Origin of the sequence: Vibrio sp. TH_r3 (assembly GCF_033101115.1) — a bacterium.
Classification (GTDB): domain Bacteria; phylum Pseudomonadota; class Gammaproteobacteria; order Enterobacterales; family Vibrionaceae; genus Vibrio.
The window spans coordinates 57,367-81,024 of record NZ_JAWMPW010000002.1; the positions used below are offsets into that span (position 1 = coordinate 57,367).

The 23,658-nt window shown below is 39.6% G+C and carries 20 protein-coding genes and 1 pseudogene; 8 read left to right on the forward strand and 13 right to left on the reverse strand.

The window, feature by feature from the left end:
- Nucleotides 1-23: 23 nt before the first annotated feature.
- The 5 genes from R3X26_RS02745 to R3X26_RS02765 all read right to left on the reverse strand — a co-directional run bounded on the left by R3X26_RS02745 (nucleotide 24) and on the right by R3X26_RS02765 (nucleotide 3,788).
- Nucleotides 24-485 carry a YHS domain-containing (seleno)protein gene (locus R3X26_RS02745; RefSeq protein ID WP_317715599.1) on the reverse strand — a complete coding sequence of 154 codons (462 nt, stop codon included), beginning with the start codon at nucleotides 483-485 and terminating at the stop codon, nucleotides 24-26.
- A 92-nt stretch (nucleotides 486-577) separates the two neighbouring features.
- Entirely contained in the window at nucleotides 578-1,372 is a 795-nt protein-coding gene (locus R3X26_RS02750; RefSeq protein WP_317715600.1) for an NRDE family protein, read from the reverse strand.
- 79 nt (nucleotides 1,373-1,451) lie between these two features.
- On the reverse strand, nucleotides 1,452-1,979 hold the full coding sequence (locus tag R3X26_RS02755; protein WP_317715601.1) for a DinB family protein: 528 nt from the start codon (nucleotides 1,977-1,979) through the stop codon (nucleotides 1,452-1,454).
- A 28-nt stretch (nucleotides 1,980-2,007) separates the two neighbouring features.
- On the reverse strand, nucleotides 2,008-3,084 hold the full coding sequence (locus R3X26_RS02760; protein ID WP_317715923.1) for a D-alanine--D-alanine ligase: 1,077 nt from the start codon (nucleotides 3,082-3,084) through the stop codon (nucleotides 2,008-2,010).
- A 107-nt stretch (nucleotides 3,085-3,191) separates the two neighbouring features.
- Nucleotides 3,192-3,788, reverse strand: a complete 597-nt coding sequence (locus R3X26_RS02765) for a DedA family protein (RefSeq protein WP_317715602.1) — start codon at nucleotides 3,786-3,788, stop codon at nucleotides 3,192-3,194.
- Nucleotides 3,789-4,040: 252 nt separating this feature from the next.
- Here R3X26_RS02765 and R3X26_RS02770 point away from each other — a divergent pair, with 252 nt between their 5' ends.
- Nucleotides 4,041-4,928: a DnaJ C-terminal domain-containing protein gene (locus tag R3X26_RS02770; protein WP_317715603.1), complete on the forward strand. Its 888-nt coding sequence runs from the start codon at nucleotides 4,041-4,043 to the stop codon at nucleotides 4,926-4,928.
- Nucleotides 4,929-5,070: 142 nt separating this feature from the next.
- Here the strand turns inward: R3X26_RS02770 and glgC are convergent, their stop codons facing one another.
- Complete coding sequence (glgC, locus tag R3X26_RS02775; RefSeq protein ID WP_317715604.1) at nucleotides 5,071-6,288, reverse strand: glucose-1-phosphate adenylyltransferase; 1,218 nt, start codon at nucleotides 6,286-6,288, stop codon at nucleotides 5,071-5,073.
- A 184-nt stretch (nucleotides 6,289-6,472) separates the two neighbouring features.
- Entirely contained in the window at nucleotides 6,473-7,354 is an 882-nt protein-coding gene (locus R3X26_RS02780; protein WP_317715605.1) for a LysR family transcriptional regulator, read from the reverse strand.
- A 315-nt stretch (nucleotides 7,355-7,669) separates the two neighbouring features.
- Between R3X26_RS02780 and R3X26_RS02785 the strand changes: the two genes are divergently transcribed.
- Nucleotides 7,670-9,088 (forward strand): alpha-amylase family glycosyl hydrolase, encoded by a 1,419-nt coding sequence (locus R3X26_RS02785; protein ID WP_317715606.1) that lies wholly within the window; start codon nucleotides 7,670-7,672, stop codon nucleotides 9,086-9,088.
- An 86-nt stretch (nucleotides 9,089-9,174) separates the two neighbouring features.
- Here R3X26_RS02785 and yjeH read toward each other — a convergent pair whose 3' ends face one another.
- Nucleotides 9,175-10,428 carry an L-methionine/branched-chain amino acid transporter gene (yjeH, locus tag R3X26_RS02790; protein WP_317715607.1) on the reverse strand — a complete coding sequence of 418 codons (1,254 nt, stop codon included), beginning with the start codon at nucleotides 10,426-10,428 and terminating at the stop codon, nucleotides 9,175-9,177.
- A gap of 264 nt (nucleotides 10,429-10,692) precedes the next feature.
- Nucleotides 10,693-11,688, reverse strand: coding sequence for a class 1 fructose-bisphosphatase (gene fbp, locus R3X26_RS02795; protein ID WP_317715608.1), 996 nt, complete (start codon nucleotides 11,686-11,688; stop codon nucleotides 10,693-10,695).
- 408 nt (nucleotides 11,689-12,096) lie between these two features.
- Here fbp and R3X26_RS02800 point away from each other — a divergent pair.
- A pseudogene (locus R3X26_RS02800) lies at nucleotides 12,097-12,355 on the forward strand (RNA-binding S4 domain-containing protein); the annotation flags it as partial.
- Between the two features lie 504 nt (nucleotides 12,356-12,859).
- Here the strand turns inward: R3X26_RS02800 and glpC are convergent.
- The 4 genes from glpC to R3X26_RS02820 form a co-directional block, all read right to left on the reverse strand.
- Nucleotides 12,860-14,074 carry an anaerobic glycerol-3-phosphate dehydrogenase subunit GlpC gene (gene glpC, locus R3X26_RS02805; RefSeq protein WP_317715609.1) on the reverse strand — a complete coding sequence of 405 codons (1,215 nt, stop codon included), beginning with the start codon at nucleotides 14,072-14,074 and terminating at the stop codon, nucleotides 12,860-12,862.
- The gene (gene glpB / locus R3X26_RS02810; RefSeq protein ID WP_317715610.1) at nucleotides 14,071-15,411 is read right to left on the reverse strand and encodes a glycerol-3-phosphate dehydrogenase subunit GlpB; all 1,341 of its coding nucleotides are present in this window, start codon (nucleotides 15,409-15,411) and stop codon (nucleotides 14,071-14,073) included. The genes glpC and glpB overlap by 4 nt, the downstream gene beginning before the upstream one ends.
- Nucleotide 15,412: 1 nt before the next feature.
- A complete protein-coding gene (gene glpA / locus R3X26_RS02815) occupies nucleotides 15,413-17,068 on the reverse strand; it encodes an anaerobic glycerol-3-phosphate dehydrogenase subunit A (RefSeq protein ID WP_317715611.1) in 1,656 nt (551 codons plus the stop codon).
- Nucleotides 17,069-17,290: 222 nt separating this feature from the next.
- Nucleotides 17,291-18,052: a DeoR/GlpR family transcriptional regulator gene (locus R3X26_RS02820; protein ID WP_317715612.1), complete on the reverse strand. Its 762-nt coding sequence runs from the start codon at nucleotides 18,050-18,052 to the stop codon at nucleotides 17,291-17,293.
- Between the two features lie 335 nt (nucleotides 18,053-18,387).
- Here R3X26_RS02820 and R3X26_RS02825 point away from each other — a divergent pair, with 335 nt between their 5' ends.
- From R3X26_RS02825 to R3X26_RS02845, 5 genes are all read left to right on the forward strand, one after another.
- Complete coding sequence (locus R3X26_RS02825; RefSeq protein WP_317715613.1) at nucleotides 18,388-19,251, forward strand: MIP/aquaporin family protein; 864 nt, start codon at nucleotides 18,388-18,390, stop codon at nucleotides 19,249-19,251.
- Between the two features lie 63 nt (nucleotides 19,252-19,314).
- Complete coding sequence (gene glpK / locus R3X26_RS02830) at nucleotides 19,315-20,829, forward strand: glycerol kinase GlpK (RefSeq protein ID WP_317715614.1); 1,515 nt, start codon at nucleotides 19,315-19,317, stop codon at nucleotides 20,827-20,829.
- A 270-nt stretch (nucleotides 20,830-21,099) separates the two neighbouring features.
- Entirely contained in the window at nucleotides 21,100-21,930 is an 831-nt protein-coding gene (locus tag R3X26_RS02835) for a DUF3100 domain-containing protein (protein WP_317715615.1), read from the forward strand.
- 5 nt (nucleotides 21,931-21,935) lie between these two features.
- Nucleotides 21,936-22,406, forward strand: coding sequence for a hypothetical protein (locus tag R3X26_RS02840; RefSeq protein WP_317715616.1), 471 nt, complete (start codon nucleotides 21,936-21,938; stop codon nucleotides 22,404-22,406).
- Between the two features lie 63 nt (nucleotides 22,407-22,469).
- The gene (locus tag R3X26_RS02845) at nucleotides 22,470-23,642 is read left to right on the forward strand and encodes a M20 aminoacylase family protein (protein ID WP_317715617.1); all 1,173 of its coding nucleotides are present in this window, start codon (nucleotides 22,470-22,472) and stop codon (nucleotides 23,640-23,642) included.
- The last annotated feature ends 16 nt before the right edge of the window (nucleotides 23,643-23,658 follow it).

Consider the following 23,658-nt stretch of genomic DNA (forward strand, 5'->3'; position numbering starts at 1 on the left):
CATTTTGGCTAGTTGTCATTTAATCAGTCATTGATACTGAATAGCATAGGCCAGTGTTGGTCGCCTAACTGAATGAAGTTGTCGCTATTTTCTAACCATTTATTTTTAATCTCTCGGTTGTAGTTCAGGTACAGTTTACCATCGATTATGCTCCAATTATTTGGGTCTCCTGGTGCAAAATCTTTCTTTTCTGCAATCGCCCAAGCACAATAACCACCGTACTGCGGTGCATATTTGGTTGGGTCGGCTTTAAACTTATCTAAATTGGTTTGACTGATAAAATACCAATCCGCACCCATGTATTCGAGCATGTATTTTTGTTCGCCTTTCATCGCGCGATTATGAGTGAAGTAGGCGACGGTATCATATCCGTCTACGGCTTTATTACTAAAAAAGCCAGTGTAAATGGGTTCTTCCGCTAGCGCAGAAAATGCAGAAAATATTCCACTCAATAGTATAAGAAATCCTGTGAACCATTTTTTCATTATCTTACCCTTTAAAAATCATTTATAGCTAAATAATAAGACAGTATTTAAAGCGGAAAACTTTCAATTTATTTTGTCTTTATTTATTAGATTTAGGCCGGATTGACGATTGAGTTATCTACGGATTCATCCGTCGCTAAAAAGTGACTAGGGCTTTGAAAACTAGCGCGACGTAACAAGTTGCTTTGTTGGTAAGGTGCTTGCTGGCAAGGTGAACCATCTTGATAGTAAACAGTAGCCTGTTTCGGGTTTAAGACCACATGAGTAAAACTAACGGTATTCGCATCACTTCTGTGCATGCAAGGTGATAGATGGCCTTTCTCGGGATAATGGCAATGATGAAAAGCTAATCTTGACTCTGTTGTCTCAGCTTGAGCGTTAAACTGAACAAACGCCCTCTCACGCGAAGTTTTCACATTTTCCGCGTCAACCGAACTAGAAATAAGCGGTGGTGAGGGTAGGGTACTAATAAGCATGTCTCCATCCCACTGAAGTGTTCGTACATGCCCTTGTTTGGAAGTCAATTCTGGATCAAATATAACAAAAGTAAAAGGCGCATATTGTTGCAAATTTAACTGGCTAAAATAATCCATTATGGTTTCGGCACACATAAATCCAGCAAAGTTTTTTATTAGCTGTCCTCGACTAATTAATTCCCCTTCCGGTAATTTTCCTTGATAGAAGTTAAGGAGGCATAAGGTCAAACCATATTCATTAGTCGCAATCCAACTCCCTTGCCCAACAGGGTCAACAGGCATTAAATAGCGAGTACCATTTTCACTCATAAACAACGTTGGCGGTTGAGCGTTAGGACGACCAATTTGTTCGTCTCTATTAAAAAAAACTTGATAACCACTTTCATCTAATAACCATGATGCCGTACACATTAGGACTGTCCTCGTAAACGTTGTCCTTGTAAACGGGGCTGTCCCTTTAATAATATTGATAAACTTGGCGATAGGAGCATTAAGCTTGTCCTCTCAAATAAGTTGCAGTCGCAGGGGCGTAGCCCAATTGTTCGTCGGTTTTAATGCCGCAATGTTTAGTGATGATCTTTATGATAGCTAAATGGTGCACAGTATGACTGGCAACAAAAAGGAGTTCACGTCTTAATGACGAAGGCACTTTGCAGATTGTTTGCGTTTGAATGGTTGCTTCTGACAGCATCGTTACTGGTGTATCTAATTGTTGCAAACTTAGTGTTTCTAACCAAGTTTTGACTTGTTTAAGTTCTTCTGTTGCAACGCTTAATTGTGATTCTACCGGTGCTCCTCGACGTCTTAAGTCATAATCGATAATACCTCGTTGGGTAAAGTGTGCTAATGCGAAAAACATATCGAGAATATGTCTAAAGTGTTCGCCTATAGAGCTTTGTATGTAGGGAGCGGCTCTGTATGTATAGCTGTGGCTATCGAGTAAATCACATAAGGTTATACTTTGTTCTATTGCTTCCAAGTTGCCCGCTACAGATGGGCATGTTGATTGGTTGTTCATGTTGTTTACCTATTGATTTTTATCGATATTAATCGGTTGATGGATACTGTTTGGTTAAATTACGTTCTTCTTTTAACGCTTTGAATAAGGTGCGTAATTTAGGTGTCTTATGCCCCGCTTTTTTTTGTAAATAACCGATTTTGTATAGTGAGCGATATTGGAACAGTAACGTCGAAAATATCTCTTTGAGTGAGGTTTTACTATCCCAAATATGTGTGGCTTCGCTACTTGCTCCATTAATTTCGATAATCTGAAAATCCTCGCCTGCCATTAAGCTGTCGATATTTTTGAATTTAATATCCAATCGTCCATAATGAAAACCGTCGAAATCATCAAAAATTTGGTCAAGTTGCTGAGTCAGCTGTTTAGAAATATATTGGTTTCCGTTTTTAAATATACTTCCACGGCTGTGGCTGCCAGCAAAAGCTAATCTAAATTCGAGTCCTTTAGGGATAACCCATTTTAATTTGTGTTGATGTCTTTGTTTATAAATATGAGAAAGTTGCCCAGCTCTAGGATCATTGTGGATAAGTTGTTCAAGTGTTTGTTGACCATCGCCTTCAACATACGGAGCATATTTCAGAGTGATTGAAAATACTTGCCCTTGGCTTTCACCCGGGTATCGCATGTAAAAAACACCCACTTCGGCGTCATAATCGGATTTTTTTTGTAAGAGATAATCCGCAGAGACTGGAAATTTTTCGATATAGTCAATAAGTTGTTTCTCATTGTGAACTAATCTTACGCCTGCACCACGACATCCCTTATCTGGTTTGGCCACTACAGGAAATTTTAGATTTTGATATTCCATTGCTTCTAAGGCATCTTTGAGTTGAATAGCCATTGCTTGGTTATTTTTTCTCAAAGTACAAAAGGGCAGTATCCATTGTTTAGCCTTTTTTCCTGCTAGATTGAGAATGTCTTTTTTTGATTCACCGACCATGCCACTCAGTAAAATTGATGGATTAGCAATCAATGGCAAACCGATGTCGCGATATTTGAGACTGTGCCAAAGGCTCTGTACAACCACAGGTGCATAAAAAAACCAGGTAGGCCAAAATTCATAGCGTGAGATTTCTGGGCCTGATTTATCCATTTCAGGCATTCCTAACCTAACTTGAATGGACTGTCCTTCTATTGGTGTCTTTGTTAGGTAGTGGACATTATTTCTGCCTGTATTTTGTCTAGATGCAGCAGATTGATTTACGAGACTCAAAGCGATATTCCTTTTTGATGAATATTTATTTTTTTAACAGAACTACGATTAAGCAACCACAAACCGGCAATGGCGCACGGGGCAATCATCCATTTCCATTGACTATCAACTAACCAAGCGATTGATCCAAGCTGATAGATACAAATGAATATTAATGTAGTCCAGCAAGCAGTAGCGAGAAGCACGGCTGCCATAAACTGGTAAAATTTTATGCGGAATAAACCGCTTAATGTAAAGCCAATGGTTCTCAATCCGGGTATAAAGCGGATTAAGGCTATATTCCATAATGGACGGTATTTAAGGCGTGTGCGAACCATGCGCATGCGACCATTTTTAAGTAGGCGGAATCGCAATGCTCGCCAGTTGGCGGCGAGTCGTCCTAGTCCGTATAAGCCTGCATCGCCAGTGGCTATACCAATGAAAATAGCGGCGAGAGCAAGTGAAGGTGGAATAGCGTGGTCTGCGGCTAACAGTGCAGCACTTACGATAGCTAAGTCTTCCAATAAATAAGAAAGTAAAATAATGGATAGAAATATTTCAGCAACGCCTAAGTTTGCTGATAGTTCCATGCTTTGTATTAGCCAATCGATCATTGGATTCCTTTACTATTTATTCACTAACTCTTTACAAGACCTTTTCCACCACAGATTAATTTCAGATGAGAAAAATAATTTTTCCCGCCCTTGAGTGAGACGGTTGTGTAACTGGTACTTGTTGCTTGGTATAAATAGCGTTTAAATAGTAACTAATAGTTGTGTTCATTGGATAAATCCATACACTTCTGCTATCTAAAATGAATTTTGAAAAGTAATCCTTTCTCTATTTTTATATTAATGAGGTAAAACATGTCTAAACGCGATTACTATAGCGTGCTTGGTGTTGCAAAAGACGCCTCCGAAAAAGACATTAAAAAGGCGTATAAAAGACTGGCAATGAAATATCACCCAGATAAAAATCCTGGTGATACATCGGCAAGTGATAGTTTTAAAGAAGTAAAAGAAGCGTATGAAACGCTGACTGATTCAGCTAAACGTCGCCAATATGATCAATTCGGACATGCTAGTTCTGAGCATGGTTTTGGTCAGGGACGTTCTCAAGGTTTTGGCGGGGGATTTGAAGATATCTTTGGTGACGCATTTGGTCAGCGCCGTTCAAGCTTTGGTGGTGGTTTTGATGATATTTTTTCGCAGTCGAGAAGTCGTCAAGCTAGGCCACAGAAAGGACAAGATGTTGAGTTTTCCGTGACTATTGATTTTGTAGAAGCGGTTCAAGGCACCGAAAAAGTGCTGGAATTACCCGTTAATGGTAAGCAAAAGAAAATCAACATTAAAATTCCGCAAGGAATTAAAGATGATGAAAGAATACGCTTTTCTGGTAAAGGTGGTTTGGGAAGTAACGGCGGCCCTGCGGGAAACTTGTTCGTTAAGATAACCATTCGACCACATGCTTTTCTACAGCGTGAAGACAATGATTTAATCTGCAACTCAGAAATCGATATTGTAACAGCAGCACTTGGAGGAGAATTAGAAGTTAAAGCGCTGGATAACCGCTTCAAACTTAAAATTCCTGCGGGCACGCAAAACGGCAGAAAATTTAAAGTTTCCGGTAAAGGGATCACCAGTCGTCAAGGTGAAACAGGCGATTTACTGGTAAAAATAAAAGTACTGGTGCCGATAAATCTGACTGATGAGCAGAAATCACTTCTAGAGCAGTTTAAAAACACATTAGGCTAAATACAAAATAGCTTCATTTCGGTTTTTAATAATATACGCTCGCTAACGTGCTAAAAATCGCAGTTTAAAAAGGTCGCTTATTAAAGCGACCTTTTTGATGATGAAAGGTTAATTCAAATATACCAACTACTACCGAACCCGCTTAGCTGAATGCATAAGATTCTGGCACTACCACGATTCCGTTGTCAGAAATGGCAAAGTGTTTAGCGTCTTCCACTGGGTTTAGCCCAATTTTGGTCCCATTTGGTACTTTTACGTGTTTATCTATAATGCAATTTTTAAGTTGGCAGTTTTCGCCGACTTCTACATCATCAAACAGTATGCTGTCTGCCACTGTTGCGCCGTCGTTAATACGAACATTAGGCGAAAGCACCGAATTTTGCACCGAGCCACCAGAGATTATTACCCCGCTTGATATCAGAGAGTTAATAAAAATTCCTTCATTACCGGTTGCTGACGATGTAGTTCTCGCGGGTGGGAGTTGTGGTTCATAGGTTCGGATAGCCCAACTTCTTTGGTATAAATCCATTGGTGGGACAGGTTGTAGCAAATCCATATTCGCTTGATACAACGAATCGATTGTCCCCACATCACGCCAGTAAGCATCGTTAGTTACGCGGCCTTCCTTGCCACCAAATTTATGCGCATAGACTTTATCTTTATTAATTAAATTCGGGATAATATCTTGACCAAAATCGTGATTAGATTCGATGTTTTCGGCATCTTTTTCTAATGCTTCTATCAATGCGCTAGTTGTAAAAATATAAATGCCCATTGACGCTAGGCTATGATCAGAATCACCAGGGAGTGGAGTCGGCTGATCAGGCTTTTCTTCAAAAGCGACGATTTTATCTTGATTGTCTATCGACATTACACCAAATGCAGTTGCTTGTTGTACTGGAACTTTCATACAAGCAATCGTTAAGTCTGCCTCGGTTTCTCTATGGCGCTGTAACATTGGTTCGTAATCCATACGATATATATGGTCACCAGATAAGACCACAACATATTTGGCTTCACTGCGAGAAAGTAACCATAAGTTTTGATAAATAGCATCCGCGGTACCGCTATACCATTTATTACCCTTTTGCATTTGTGGGGGGACAACGGTGATGTATTCTCCGAGCTCTGGATTAAATATTGACCACCCATCGCGAAGATGTTTTTGCAGTGAATGAGATTTATATTGCGTGAGAACAAGAATACGTCGTAAACCAGAATGAAGACAGTTGGCTAACGTAAAGTCTATAATGCGGTATTTCCCACCAAAAGGAACGGCTGGTTTGGCTCTATTATCGGTTAATGGAGAAAGGCGTGACCCCATACCTCCAGCAAGTACTACCGTCAATGTCTCTAGCATTTTATCACTCCCTGATTATGTGCATTTGGTTATTTACGGGTGGTTTCACTATAGTCAATTCAAGGATCGAGCCAATAATTAACCTTTTGAAATATATGGTCATTTATTTTTGTTATGTTTGAGTTGCACCATATTAATGCACGCTTAAATTCCCAGCGCACCAATTAAAGGCGCAGGTTGTCATTTATGTGCTAGTGAGCCTTTCTTGCATCGTATTGATAAACCAATGGTATCTGACAGGGAGCTCACGTGAACGTTTTGTTACTTGATATAGAGGCTCTTCAATTTGTTTTTTAAGGGGCAGAATTTGTATTTCATTTTGTTGAGGGAAGGCAGTCACGGCACTCATTGGTAAGATAGTGAAACCTAGTCCTTTTGCTACTGGGTAAAGTATTTGACTCAACTGATTAATATAACCACTTTTGCGAATGTTTTTTAATTCATGTTCTTGATTAAACGAAGATAAATATTGCAGTAGATAATGTTCACAATCTGGGTGATGGATGAGCCCTAACGTTTTTAAACTCTCTAACGTCCATTCCTGAGTGTCAAATGATTGAGGAACAATAATGCACAGTTTTTCTTTACCTATTAATTTATATTCTAATTGTAAGGTAGGAATTTTTTGTGTAACGATACCAATCTCAACTTTACCGCTGAGTAATCCTTCTACGATGCGATGATTTGGTGCAGATTCTAATGAAATTAACAAATCTTGATGTTGTAATTGCCTATCGAGAAAAATGGGTTGGAATTGCATGCACAATGATCCGGACATAGCAAACAGGCATTCACCGACGTAGGGAGAGTCGATTTTTATTGATTCTATTAGCGCTTTTTCGTTGTTTTGTAGTGATAAAGCATACTGATAAACTTGCTTACCCGCTTCGGTGAGTTCAAATTGCTTGCCCATTTTTTGTAGTAATTCTGTACCTAACTGAGCTTCCAACTTTTTAATATGTTGGCTAACGCCAGGCTGGGTCATAAAAAGTTGCTCAGCCGTTTTAGTGAAATGTTCCACTTCGACTAAGGTTCGAAAAGTGTTTAACCAAAGAGGATTTAACATATGACAAACTCGATGTTGGTTAGCAGAATAAAGGAATTAAGTATTGCTTGTGTCTCAAGCTTAGCCATATTGTTGCGTTTATTTAGGTTAAAATCCATCTACGCCTGTGTACCTACTCCTTATTTTTTCATAAAAAGGGTGATTTACTTCTCGTTTTTGTGCTTATACTAGGGAGAAATGGTTACGTATGGGGCTGAGTATTTTGAATTTCGCCCGACTAATTTGCGTTATATTGACCTAAGTTACTTGCTTCTCTCTTAATCGGGACGTCAAACCGATGCTATTCAAAGCAAGTACTAATAAAAGGAGAGCGTTATGCAATGCTCAAATAAGGTTGAAAATTTGAATTTAAGTGATTTTTTAAATAATAGCGGTCCGAATTTCGAAAAGACGGATGTGATTCTGCATGCATTTGATTGGCCGTATGCTCAAGTTGCTAAAAATGCGCGAGAAATAAGTCAATTAGGTTATAAAACCGTATTAGTTTCACCTGCGATGAAGTCTCTTCAGCATGAAAGTGGTACTGCTTGGTGGCAACGATATCAGCCTCAAGATTATCGTATTATTGATAATCAGTTGGGTAATACTGAAGATTTCAGTGCAATGGTTGCGGCGTTAAATGAAGTCGGTGTCAGAGTGTATGCTGATGTTGTGTTTAATCATATGGCAAATGAAGCGTATTTGCGTTCTGATTTGGATTACCCATCTGAAAAGGATAGGCACTTATATGAGCAAGATTGGCAGAGGGTTCATGCGCTCAAGTTATTTGGTGATTTAAGCCAACCATTATTTACCGAAGATGATTTTGTTGAAGCATTTGGTATTGAAGATTGGAAAAATAAATGGCAAGTGCAAAACGGTAGAATATCTGCAGGGCAAGAAGATCCAGGTTTACCTACCTTGAGACCGAATGAACACGTGATTGCAATGCAACAAGCATATTTAAAAGCGCTTAAAGCGATGGGTGTAAGTGGTTTTCGTATCGATGCAGCGAAACATATGAGTATTGAACACTTAACTAAGGTGTGGACCAATGATATCACGGAAGATGTGCATATTTTTGGTGAAATAATTACTGATGGTGGCGCGACGCAAGAAGAATATAAGACCTTTCTACAACCGTATTTAGAGAGTACTCAACTTGGAGCGTATGATTTTCCACTGTTCACTACAGTTTTCAAATCATTTCAAGAAGATGGCGATTTAACCACTTTGGTTAACCCATATAGTTTCGGTCAAGCTCTATCAAGTTCGAGAGCCATAACGTTTGCTATCACACACGACATTCCCAATAATCAAGTATTCCAAGACCTGATTTTTGATGAAAAGAATGAATGGTTAGCTTACAGCTATATTTTAGGTCGAGATGGTGGGGTGCCGTTAATTTATACCGATTTAAATACCAGTAGTATCGTAGACCGAGCAAACGAACCTCGTTGGTTAAACAGTTGGCGAGATCCTCGAATGGCAAGAATGATAGCTTTTCATAATTTTACTCATGGAGAAACCATGATAAATATGCTGAGTGATAAAGATTGCTTGATTTTTTCTAGAGGTGATAAAGGGCTCGTGGCTATCAATAAATCAGAGCAAGCCATTCCAGTTAGTCTGGATTGGTATTCAGATATGAGTGACCTGTTAACCGGCTGTGAACACAGGATTGAACAAGGTCAATTGCATTTTGTTATACCCGCGAACACTTGCCAAATGATGATAACACTCCACAATGATTGAAGTGTTACGCTATTGAGACCCTTCAATCATTGTCAGTAGTTTTCTGTTGGCTTTGTGGGTTGCTCTATTATAAAGCAAGTTTTCCGTTAAGCAGTTACTTTGTTGGTCTCAATGTAACTAACTGAAAAATAAACAAAAAATAGCACGGTTAGCGCATATAACGATGCCCATCCTAAACAGGCGAATACCAAAACGGTGATGATTAATGCGATCATAGATAAAGCTTTATTTATTCCTTTTAGCAACTTATACGCCGCTAACATAGCTAATAGATAGACCAGCACAAAAACACCATTAGCTAACTTAACCAACATTTCTAAATCTATACCAAATATCTCACCAATTAAGGCACTTAAGATTAAAATACCAGCAATACTGAGAGTGGCAAACACAGGGACACCACGTTTTGAGACACGAGCTATTTTATTGCTTGGGTGGTTGTTTTTTGCAATGGCATAAGCCATTCGTGATAGGCTTTGTACATAAAGGTTTAAGCTAGCAAAGCATGCAAAATAGCCGACAACACTGATAAGCACAGCGCCTTTGCTACCAAAAATTTGTTCACTTATCCAAGGAATTGAACCGGAGGCTAGCTCTTCTGTACCATATGCTTGGAACTTAAGAATGATCACCGAGCAACACCAATAAATAGCTCCGGCAAAAAGACACCCCAAGATAATTGCCAGTGGGAAATCAGTTTCTGGGTTTTTGAATTCTTCACCCATATGAGCAAAGGCTTCAATGCCAACGAAACACCAAAACATAACCCCTAAGGCAGAAGCAATAGGGATAATAGAATTGGTCGTCAACGGTGGCATGTTTATATCGTTAGTACTGACGTCGCCGTAAATCCAAAATAGCGACACTAACGCACAAATGGCCAAGGCAATAACAGTTTGCAAGCGCGCCGATGATTTACTGCCAATAAGATTAACGGTAACCAGCAAGCCGATAGTAATCAGTTCCGCGCTAAGATTTTGATTGAGAGCGTTGGGTAGCAATTGTTGGCCAAAACTACCGGCTAGAGCAACTGCAGCAGGTATGCCTACCGGAGTAACACTAAGAAATAACCATCCCACACTACGCTCTAATTTTGTGCCGAATGCCTTACGAACAAAAAAAGCGGTGCCGCCAGCACTCGGATAACGTTTACCTAGAGCAGAAAAAGTGAGTGCAATTGGAATGACAGCAATAAAAAGAATTAACCATGCCCATAACGAAGCCTCTCCGGCTATGCCGGCAGCAATAGCAGGTATCATAAATAAACCGGTACCCAATAAAGTGGTAGATAATTGGCCTAAACCACTCCATAAGGTAATTTCTTTCTTTAACTCGCCCACTGAATTTACTCTTAATTGTTTAATGTACCCATTTCAATGTTAGCTGAATAGTCTGGGTAGCGTATTAATCGTTAGGCGCACAAGGATACTTCAAATGGTGGATCTTATACCATTGTTGTTTGTGTTTTTTTACAAAAAGTGTTGGTTATGATTATTTAATCAGATTAGCCAAATTGTACAGTGCTCAGCAAGGTAGACTGAACAGGCATTGAAACATAACAGAGACCTTAATAATATAAATTACGATCTCTGATTCATTGATTTTTACTGGTTATCGACGAAGTTTTGCAATTTATTTATCATAGACGGAGAACCAACAAAAAATGGTGACCTTTCATGCAGTTCTTTGGGGTCTAAATCTAGTATTCTGTTTGCTCCGTCTATCGCCAATCCACCTGCTTGTTCGGCAATAAAAGCCAGTGGGTTACATTCATAAAGCAGGCGAAGTTTGCCTTTAGGGTAGTTGGCAAAACTTGGGTACATATAAATACCACCTTTCAAAAGGTTTCGATGAAAATCTGAAACTAAAGAGCCGGTATAGCGAGAAACATAAGGGCGGTTTTCTTGTTGGTCAATTTCTTGGCAGTATTTGAGATATTTCTTCACGTAATCAGGGAAGTGAATGTAGTTGCCCTCATTAATTGAATAGATATTACCGTTATCAGGTGTCTTAATATCTTCATGCGAAAGACAAAATACACCCAAAGATGGGTCAAACGTAAATCCGTGTACGCCCTTTCCTGTCGTGTAAACTAACATAGTAGAAGAACCGTAAACAACGTAACCTGCAGCGACTTGTTTTGAGCCTGGTTGAAGGAAATCGTCTATTATTGCAGGCGTACCGACATCCGATACACGTTCATAAATAGAGAAAATAGTGCCAACGCAGACATTAACATCGATATTTGATGACCCGTCTAACGGGTCCATCAATACGACATATTTGGCTTTTTGATTCATTTCTTTATTAAAGATAACAACTTCGTCATCTTCTTCACTTCCGACACCACACACTTGGTCTCTTGCTTCAAGTGCGGCTGTAAAAATGTTGTTGGCAAATACATCCATTTTCTTCTGTTCTTCGCCTTGTATGTTAGTACCACCTACGGGACCTAACAAATCGGCAAGCCCAGCTTTATTTAGTTCTCGGTTAACCACTTGAGCCGCTAACTTTATTGAACCCAGTAAACTGGTTAACTCACCATTAGCATTTGGAAAGTCGTGTTGTTTCTCTAATATAAATTCATCAAGAGTTTTCATATGTTCCTTCATATTTTCGTTAGATGGGCCAATTGGAGCAGAGAAGCCCGTTCGTTAGGTTAGATATTACCGCCTTAAATAGATGGCAGTGAAAACGACATTTGTACAGATAACGTTATCTTATATCTGCGTACATTTTTTATTTGTATTATGTTAATACTTTATCGCAAATGTAACTAGTGGTTTTAATTATTTTGTTACTAAAATGGTTCATTTTTGTACTAAGATCTTGTTAAGTTTTTTAGCTTGCTGGCGTCTTTCAAATAGTGCAGGCACAAGATCAAAAGCAAGGCTTTTGCTAATAAAAAGCGTTCAGCGTATTGTATTTACTTGGGTTGCACATCCTTCGCCCCCTGTGTATAAATTTTTGCTACACTAAGGGCAATTATTCCCATAGGTCACACTGAAATGTACGATAAACAGCCGGAAAATTTGGCATCCGATGAAGTAGAAATTGAAGCAATTGGTGTCGAAGTTAGTAGCCAACCTATTGAACTATATAAAATTTTTAAAATTGCAAACTTGGTTAATGGTGGCGGTGAAGCTAAACACATTATTTCTGAAGGTTATGTAGCGGTAAATGGAGAAATAGAAACTAGAAAGCGTCGAAAGATGTACGACGGTGATTTGGTGGAATTTAACCAAGAGTACTACGTGATTTTATGTGGACAAGAGCAGCAATACGTTGATGATGAATTGCCAGAAGTGTTTGAGCACGACTTAGTGGATGAAGAATATCAACTAAGTGATCATGAAAAACAAGCGTTTGAACATGACGGTTCACCTCGACAAAATGATGCAGAATTAAAGGGCGAACAAAGTGACTTTACTGAACAGGGTGAACCTCAACAAGAGAAAGATGCCTCCCAACTAGAGCAACCTGAGCAGCAGGTGAAAAACGGTAAAGGTCGTAAATCGATTCAGTTTTTTTAACGGTTCAAACAATATGTGATGTGAGCCAAGTATAGAGGTAGGGTTAAAACAAAGTTAATGTTTTTTAAATCATGGTAATTATTTTGGCTATGGTTTGCAGTTACTACCTTATGGATTTTAGGTATTCTACATGGCTTTGTTTGAATGCTCAGTGTAGGGCAAAAAAAGACCTCCTAAGAGGTCAAAAACGAGCATTTTAGGACTTCACTATAATTTTTAGCGGACGTAGGCAATCAACTTACTGGCTTAATGCCTCTGCAATTAGGCTGATAGGGTGGATACAATCGAGATTGGTATTTTCCTCTATTTGCCATTTGCACGTTTCACAATCGGTAATCGCATAGTCGGCAGACGAGTCGTTGATTTGCTTAAATAAACCGCTGCCTATTCTCATCGATACATCATAGTTTTCTTCTTTAAAACCATAGGTTCCTGCCAAACCGCAGCATTCACTATCCAAAATGATAACGTTTAACCCAGGGATCATTTTTAATATTTCTATAGTGAAAACAACATCACCACTGCGCTCTAAATGGCATGGAGTATGGTAGACAATAGTTTTGTTTAGCGGCTTCATTTTTGGTACATTGCCGCTCATAAATTGTTGCAGTAAGAAGCGGCTAAAGAAGCTGATTTTTTTCACTACTTTTTGATTATCTACACCTAGTACATGAGGATATTCATCTTGTAATGTGAAACAGCAAGTTGACGAGGTAGATAAGATCGCTTGAGTGTTTTCCTCTACTGCTTTCTCTAAGTTTTTAACATTTAATTCGGCGTTTTTTTTGGCTTTATCGTGAAAGCCATTCGCAATTAACGGTACACCGCAACATTTTTCTTTATCCAGTAAGCGAACGCCAAAATCCATCGCATTTAATACTTGGATAAAATCTTTGCCTAATTGCGGATGATTGTAATTTACATAACATCCATGGAAATAGCTAACATACCGTTTAAAGGCCGTTTGGTCTGGTGCTTGTTTTTTGTACCAACGGCGAAACGTCCCATGTGAATATTTAGGTAGCGATTTGTGGTCATGCACACCAATGGTTTTATGCATGACTTTTTTAACCACTGGGATTTCAGTGATTTTGTTCACTATTGGAGCAAATGGTGTGGCTATAGAACCAAACAGATCGGTGTGGCTTAATACATAATCTCGTACGGTTTTGGGGTTGATTGGTTTTTTACCATATTCTCCACGAGCCACAGCAATAATATCGCCAATTCTCACGCCAGATGGGCAAGCAGTCTCGCAACGTTTGCAGTTGGTACAGAGTTTTAACATATCGTCATAAAATTCAGGGCTTTTGATTCTGAGACGTTCTCCATCAGGGCCGCATTGTTTTGGACCGGCGTAGTCGGGGTTCTCTTTGGCGACCGGACAATATACAGTACAAACGGTGCATTTTATGCATTGGTCAAATGTGGTGTCTCTATTGGCGATATTCATACTGTCGCCTCCTTCAGTTGCATGGTTCTTGTTCGGTCGGTAATAATGTTCTCTACGGCGTTAAATGCGGTACTAATCGCGACACCGCTCCCACAACCATGACTGATTGGATTGTAATCGGACAACACTGCACCCGCGCAGAAAAGATTACGGACTTTTTTTCCTTGTATATAGGGCAAAAATTGTTCGTCTGTTTGCACTCCAAACGAAAGGAATTCATGCGGATTGTGACTGAAAAATTCACTTTGGTGCCAGTTAGGGCGCTCACCAATATCGCACATATCCAAATCAAAAATCGGTTCGACGATTTGTTGTTGTTGAGCAACAAGGCCTTTACTGAAAAAACTACCCGTCGCAAAAATAAAGTGCTCGGCTGACAAGGGGAACTCACCCATTTTTTTGGTATTCACGCTAGATAGCGCTAAGGTTCCGTTATTTTCTTCAAAGTTGCCATTGAGTACCTCATCACCTTTATGCAGTCCTCCGCCATTTTTGATAAAAGTACGCATCATGGTATCTTCAATGCGTATGCCTAATAAAGATGGGGGCATAGTGGGTACTTCATGGAAATTTAGCTTAGTGTAGTCTTTCAGTTTGTTTAATAAAGTCAGTCCATCTCCGTTGCCCATAATAGAAGGTAGTACAACCAGATCGTCCGTATTTGCAGCTGACATAAGTTGGTCGGCAAACTCTTTAAATTGATGGTCATTTCTCAATATTCGAGAGATATCTATCGAACGAAAATCATGAGGATTTCGATTTAATTGGCCGAATGCAGTAAGCGTTACATTAATGGTTTCGATGGGGATAGCGGAGAATTCAGCGTATCTTTTTAAGTTGTCTTGAGCAATTTGTGGCTGAAAATCTCGGAAGCCTTGCACAGAGAGCATAACAATACGTTTGATACTTTTTAAGTTATCAAAATTATAATCAATTTTTCGCACAAAAGGCTGTGACAGCCAAGTAGGTTTTAGTGTCCCCATTGTGGTGATGCGATAATGATTCTGTAGTGAATCAAGTTTGCTTAATGGTAGCCCTTCATCTTCCATTTTTGCTTGGAACCAGTCCAAAGCGTTTATTACTTTACCTACCCCTAATTTTGCATACGGATGGTTTGGTAACTGTTGTTCAAGTTTAGCTATTTCTTTGATAGGGAAGCGAATAGGTTGATTTGTAATTGGAGAATGTGAAAGCAAATCTATTGAGCCAGAAGAGAAATGCAGCGCACTTTGGCCACTACTGATAATTGCTGTTTTTAATCCATACTCAAGGCATTGCATGCCCGCAGCGTATCCGGCAACCCCGCCACCAATAATAATTACGTCGTAATTTAACATGTTAAATTTCTTCCTCTTGGCTAGCTAGCATTGAGGTTTGATCCGCAGGAATGTCACCTGCACCAAACAATCCTTGGTAAATCCAATAGCTAAATTCAGCTTCTCGTAAGGCATCTCCCCAGAAGATAGGTTTAATACCTTTCCAGCGTTCTTCTAAGAAATCGACTAATAGTTGCCCGGATTGGTGCCCCGAGATGTTGCCATATTCTTCAAACAAGCTTGCGGCGCGATAAGTACAAAGTTCACCTTGGCAAGGCCCCATTCCTAAACGGGTTCGACGGCGTAAATCAACCAAATTATGCACATCGAGTTTTTTTATCGCGTATTCAATTTCACCAGCAGTTACCATTTCGCATTCGCAGATAATAGCTTGGCTTTTAGGTTGTTCGGATAAAAAAGAAATGGCTCTTTCACCGTGTCTATAGACCGCGGATTCGTAAATTGGCTTAGCAATGCTTGCGGTTTTTTTAATCTGTTTTGGTGATTCATTTGAGCCAGGAAGAGGTTGGATGTGTGTTTCACATGGCGTGTTATTGCCAAGTTTTTTGGCGATAACATCCGTCGCTTGTTCTGCCATTAAGCGGTAAGTCATTAATTTACCGCCGGTAATTGTAGTTAACCCATTTAATCCGTCGCGTTCAGCATGGTCAAGTAAGACTATTCCACGGCTGATATTACGGCCGCTACCATCATCATCAACAGAAACCAGTGGTCTAACCCCGGCGTACGCACGTAGTACGCGAGTATTGTTCATAATTGGAGCAAGTTTTGCGCCTTGTTCAAGTAATAGATCTACTTCTTTGGCGGTAACGTGCAAGTCATCAATTTTATCATAATCAATATGTTCAGAAGTCGTACCTATGATAGCGATAGTATCGCCCGGTACGAGAATATCCGCATCCGAGGGTTTACGGCATCGATTGATTACCAAGTTATTGATACGATAATCTAAAATGAGCAATGCACCTTTAGCCGGAAACATTTTGATATTCAAATCAGCGTATTCACAGATATTTTGTCCCCAAATTCCTGCCGCATTAATGACTTCATGAGCGAAAACTTGAAATGGTAGTTTAGAGCGCGAATTAATGCAGTTAACCCCAATAACTTGATCGCCTTCTCGTATTAGTGATGTCACTAGAGAATGGCTAAATAGGCGTGCGCCATGTTCTTTAGCATCGAGGACATTAGAAGCACATAGTCGAAACGGATCAAGTGTTCCGTCAGGAACCTTAACCGCGCCGATTAATTCAGGATTAGTGTTTGGTTCTAATAATAGAGCTTCTTTTGGGGTGAGTTTTTGTGTTTCTATTCCTGCGCTGTTACAGGATTTGATAAAGGTATCCTGAAAACCAAGATCATCTTCAGGTAAGGTGATAAATAGGCCGTCGGTACTTTCAACACAATGACGAGCAATATTTTTTAAGATTTTGTTTTCTTGAATACACTCTTTGGCTGAATGTTGATCTGTGACGGCGTAACGAGCTCCGGAATGAAGGAGGCCGTGGTTTCGCCCAGTTGTTCCTGATGCGAGGTCATCTTTTTCGAGTAATATACAATCTATACCTCGCAGGGCACAGTCTCGCATTATGCCCGTCCCGGTGGCACCACCACCAATTATAATAACGTCGGTTTCGTATCGAGCTGTCGGTTTCATTGCCAATCTCACTTATCATTAACGCACGGTAATTGTGTCATTTGTTTTCGATAATGTTCGAGATTTTAGTCACAAATGTTCGTATGAGCATTTTAAATTGATATCTAAGTGAAGAAATAGTGATCTATGATAGGGTTTTGTGTGATTTCATGCGAAGGAACAAAAAAAGCCAGTAAAATATATAACTGGCTTCAACAAACGAGCATAGTTTTTGAGTGAAATTTAGACGACTTCTAACAGAATGTTATGTTCTTTTAGTATTGAGCAAATTTCTTCTGCGGGTTGTTGGTCAGTAATCACTAGATCAACTTCTTCAATTCCACCTAATTTTACCATGGCATTTCTACCAAATTTGGTATGGTCAACTCCAAGGATAACGCGTCGACTGTTTTCTATAATAGATTTTTTTACTCTCACTTCGTGGTAGTCAAAATCTAGCAGAGAACCATCAAAATCAATACCACTGATACCCAAAATACCAAAGTCCAATCTAAACTGAGAAATAAAGTCCATTGTCGCTTCACCTGTCACTCCGCCATCGCGACTACGTACTTCACCGCCCGCTAAAATGACTTTAAAATCCTCTTTAATCATAAGGATAGAAGCCGCATTTATATTGTTGGTTACAATGCGTAAGTTTTGGTGATTTTTAATCAATGCTTTAGAGATAACTTCCGGTGTCGTCCCTATATCAATAAATAGCGTCGATCCATCAGGGATATGTTCGATGAGTTTGTCTGCTATTCGTTCTTTCTCTGCTTGGTTAGAGACTTTTCTAGATTGATATGACGAGTTTTCAGAACTGGTTACTATCGTTGCGCCGCCATGATTACGCTTAATTTTATTCAAATCCGCAAGTTCGTTTAGGTCGCGACGAATGGTTTGCGGGCTAACATTAAAATTATCAACTAGATCATCGGTGCTCACATAACCGTGAGTTTTGACTAATTCAATAATTTCTTGGTGACGTTTAATTGCTTTCAATAACTCCACTCCATTCACTCTTTTAGTAATCTAGAGTTTACTGCGAACATGTATAAATTCAAACACTAAATAATGTTTAACTAAATGTTATTTAATTGTGAGAGCGTTATCGAATTCATTGGCTCTATATAGCGAATGAACATGAATAAAGTGCTTAAAACCTAATTAAATAGGCAAAGTGTGCGTTATTTAACAAATTAGAACATAATTGGAACATTTTTCATGCTCGTACGCACATTTGAGATCTGAGCGAATTCCTATGCGAACGTTTCTGTATAAAATAGCCAACACATTACTCATTGCTGAGTAGTGATTCAACGTCCAAGGAAAAGATTATGGCTATTAAAAAAGATCATACATTAATGGGGCAGTGCATTGCTGAGTTTATAGGTACCGGTTTGCTTATATTCTTCGGTGTCGGCTGTGTTGCTGCTTTGGTTCTAACGGGTGCACAATTTGGGCAATGGGAAATCAGTATTGTATGGGGCTTAGCTGTTGCGCTTGCCGTTTACTGTACCGCTGGTGTTTCAGGTGCGCATATTAATCCCGCGGTTACCATTGCGCTGGCTGCATTCCATGGTTTTGAAAAACATAAAGTACTCCCTTATATTGCGTCGCAAGTAGCAGGTGCATTCTGTGCTGCAGCGTTAGTATATAGTTTGTACAGTAACTTATTTGTTGACTGGGAAGTTGCAAACGGTATTGCACGTAACACGCCAGAAGCACTTGCTACTGCGGGCATATTTTCTACTTATCCTAACCCTTCACTCTCATTTTCTGGGGCATTTGCTGTTGAGTTTGTTATTACTGCAGTATTAGTGTTCGGCATTTTAGCGTTAGGTGATGAGAATAATGGTGCAAATCGTGGGCCAATGAACCCATTACTTATTGGTATTCTAGTGGCGACTATAGGTGGCTCTCTTGGTCCACTAACAGGGTTTGCAATGAATCCTGCTCGTGATATCGGACCAAAATTGTTTGCTTATTTTGCTGGCTGGGATTATGCGTTAACAGGTGCCAAAGATATTCCGTATTTCATCGTTCCAATTGTCGCTCCAATTTTAGGTGGTTGTTTCGGTGGATGGTTATATCCAAAAGTGATCGGTGCATATTTACCAACAGAAGGAATTGGCTGTACTATCCCAAATCAATGCGAAGAGTGTGATATTGAAGACACCGAAGAGAAAGCAAAAGCTTAATAAATCCAGTAATCTAAACAAAATAATAAACTCCAAATAAAAAGTGAAACGAAGGACCCTAATATGACTAAGAAATATATTGTTGCGCTAGACCAAGGTACAACCAGCTCACGCACTGTGGTTTTAGATCACGATGCAAATATAGTTAGTGTTGCGCAGCGAGAGTTCACTCAAATCTATCCACAAGCGGGTTGGGTGGAACATGATCCATTAGAAATTTATGCAACTCAAAGTTCGACTTTAATTGAAGCCCTTGGACAAAAAGGTATTCGTTCGGATGAAGTGGCAGGAATTGGTATTACCAATCAACGTGAAACAACTATCGTTTGGAACAAAGAAACGGGTGAACCTGTTTACAACGCGATCGTGTGGCAATGCCGTCGTACAGCCGATATGTGTAATGATTTGAAAAAAATTGATGGTTTCGAAGATTACGTTAAAGAAAATACAGGACTTGTTCTTGACCCTTACTTCTCAGGCACAAAAGTAAAATGGATCCTTGATAATGTTGAAGGTGCTAGAGAGCAAGCAGAAGCAGGTAAATTACTGTTTGGTACAGTCGATACCTGGCTATTGTGGAAAATGACTCAACGTCGTGTACATGTTACTGATTATACAAACGCTTCTCGTACTATGTTATTTAACATCAATACATTGAAGTGGGATGAAAAAATCCTTAAAGAATACAACATTCCTCTATCTATGATGCCAGAAGTTAAATCATCGTCGGAAGTCTACGGTGAAACTAACATTGGTGGTAAAGGTGGTACTCGTATTCCTTTAGCAGGTATTGCTGGAGATCAGCAAGCCGCGTTGTTTGGTCAAATGTGTGTTGAACCTGGACAAGCGAAAAATACTTACGGTACAGGTTGTTTCTTGTTAATGAATACAGGTAAAGAAAAAATCACGTCTAAAAATGGTTTGTTAACCACGCTAGGTTGTGGGCCAAAAGGCGAAGTAGCTTACGCGCTAGAAGGGTCTGTATTTATGGGCGGAGCCTCTATTCAATGGCTTCGAGATGAAATGAAGTTAATTTCAGATGCAAAAGATTCTGAATATTTTGCAACTAAAGTTGATTCATCAAATGGTGTGTATGTCGTACCAGCTTTTGCTGGGCTTGGAGCGCCATATTGGGATGCTTATGCTCGCGGTACAATCGTTGGTATGACTCGTGGCACTAATTCAAACCATCTTATCCGTGCAACATTAGAAAGTATTGCTTACCAAAGCCGTGATGTTATTGACGCAATGCAAGCGGATTCGGGTATAAAATTGGCGACTTTACGTGTTGACGGTGGAGCAGTAGCCAATAACTTCTTGATGCAGTTCCAGTCCGATATTTTAGATACTGATGTTCTAAGACCGAAAGTGACTGAAGTTACCGCGTTAGGTGCCGCATATCTAGCAGGGTTAGCGGTAGGTTTCTGGGACGGTATTGATGAAGTGTCTAACAAGGCGGAAATTGACAAAACATTTGTACCTGCTCATGACGAAGAAAAACGTGCGCTACGTTATAATGGCTGGAAAAGAGCGGTACGTGGAGTACTTGCTTGGTCAGAAGTTGCGAACGAAGAATAATTACGTTTTATGCGACTAAAAGCTTAAATCAAGTCACAATTAATCTCAAAAAATAAATAAACGTATGCACATGTCTATGTGTGTACGTTTTTTTTATTCAATTTTTGGCTACCAGTCTTAATATGTCTCTTGATGTTTTTTACGTTTATTTACTCTATTGTTGCGTTTTTTAGAACGATTCGTTGGTTTTATAGTGTTAGTTTTGTCAACATAGTTATGATTTAATCGTTTGCGCGAGTAATTTTATGTATTTAAATTAGGAATATAACTATGGACAGTTTGAAAAACCAGTTAACCAACTGGAAGCTTCACCTTTTGGTGATAGGAATATCGGTTATTGCCGAGCTCATTGGCGTAGCAAAAATACCATTAAGTGGTGGTATTGTAGTTGTGCTTTTACCTCTATTTTATGCCTTTATTATTGGTTTACTGCTTAACCCAAATGTTATCAGTAAAGCTAAGGTCATTTTGACCTCAAAACAAGCTGAACGTGCTACACCAATCATTATTATTTCGGTTCTCCCTTTTTTAGCTAAATTCGGCACTCTTATTGGACCGTCGTTAAATAAAATATTGGCTATTGGTCCAGCAATGATTTTTCAGGAACTAGGCAACTTGGGAACAATCTTAGTTGCAATGCCTGTTGCTATTTTACTATTAAAAATGGGCAGAGAATCTGTTGGTGCTTGTTTCTCTATCGCACGCGAGCCAAATATCGCTCTTATTTCTGATAAATACGGACTGAAAAGCCCAGAAGGTATCGGTGTAATGGGCATTTATGTCATGGGAACCATGTTTGGTACCTTGTATTTCGCTGTGTTAGCTTCGGTATTGGCTTCTACTGAATGGTTTGATATCCGTGCATTAGCTATGGCTTGTGGTGTTGGTAGTGGCAGTATGACTGCGGCTTGTTCTGCTGCATTAAGTGAGACAGTTCCTGCAATGAAAGATGAAATCTTAGCACTGGCTGGCGCGAGTAACTTGCTGACCAATGCAACGGGTCTATTTGTTGGTCTGTTTATCGCATTACCGTTAACAGAAAAACTATACACGCTTTTGACAATAAAGAATAAACCAGAAACTAAAACGGTAGCGGAGTAATCAACATGACGACTACAGCAGTTAAAAAGAACATAAACTCAAGCATTAACCTTATTGATTACGCTATGGTTTTAGCCATCGTTTGTGTTATTGCACTTATTAGTAACTGGGCTGGTACAGGAATCAATCCGCTGTCAGCACTCCCTGGTATGGCCATAATTTTTGCTATGGTGATCGTTAGCTTAGCAATCGCTAAAATCATGCCTTTCTATTTACCTTCGGTTGCGTGGTTATCATTAGTAAGTGTGTTACTAACGATACCTGCTTCTCCGTTGTCTGAACCAATTCTTACCTATGTTAGAGACATTGATTTTCTAAGTTTAGTTAGTCCGGTATTAGCCTATGCGGGTATTGCCATTACTAAGCAAGAAATTACTACCTTTAAAACAGCAGGTATTAAGATTGTAGTCATTGCTATTTTGATTTTTACCGGAACATTTGTTGGTTCAACATTGGTTGCAAACGCGCTATTGTAATTCGCGTTGTTTGATAGCTAACAATTAACATTAAAATAAACAACAACTAAGAAAGTAAAGGCTATGACAGAATACATCGAAAAAAACTCTGAACTCCATGAGCAACTTATACAATGGAGGCGAGATATTCACGCTAACCCAGAAACGGCTTACCAAGAATTTAGAACATCCGAAATCGTTGCAGACATCCTGACTAAGTCAGGAATGGAAGTCCATAGAGGATTAGGTGGCACTGGTGTTGTTGCAACTTTGCATGGTAATTTAGGTTCAGGTGAACGAATTGCTATCAGAGCGGATATGGATGCGTTAGATTTAAGTGAGTTGAATACGTTTTCGCATTGCTCTAAACATGAAGGCAAAATGCATGCTTGTGGCCACGATGGGCATACAACTATGTTGTTAGGTGCTGCCATCATGTTAGCTGAATCGCCAGACTTTAAGGGTACCGTTCATTTTATATTTCAACCTGCAGAAGAAAATGAAGCGGGTGCGAAAGCGATGATCGAAGATGGTTTGTTCGAGTTATTTCCGGTGAAAGCAGTTTATGGCCTACACAATTGGCCAGCATTGCCTGCGGGCAGTGCTGCCGTTCATGATGGCGCTGTTATGGCATCGTTTGATACTTTTGACATTCGTGTAATCGGTAATGGCGGCCATGGGGCTATGCCACATGATACGATCGATCCGGTCTATACCTCTAGTTTGATTATTAATGCGCTTCAAGGCGTAATTAGTCGAAACTTAGATCCGCAAAAATCTGGTGTTATCAGTGTTACACAGGTGAATGGTGGCCATGCGTATAACGTTATTCCTGAAGAAGTAACATTGAAAGGAACCACCCGTTCATTCTGCCCAGAGGTGCGTGATTTAATAGAAACACGTATGAAAGAAGTGGTAGATGGTGTGTGTGCATCTCAAGGCTGTAAAGCCGAGATTCTGTACACAAGGCGTTATCCTGCAACAATAAATACAGCTGAAGAAGCGCAAAAATGTCGTACTGTATTAGAAAGTATGCCAGAGATTAATCAGGTACACCTCAATCCACCAGCAAGTATGGGCGGTGAAGATTTCTCTTTCATGCTAGAGAAATGTCCCGGTGCGTATATTTGGTTGGGAAATGGCAGCGATAATCATTGTCATAATCTTCATAGTCCAAACTATGACTTTAATGATGATGTATTGCCGATTGGTGCCAATTTTTGGATTAAATTGGTACAGAATTTACTTTCGAACTAACTTTTTGTAAGGATAT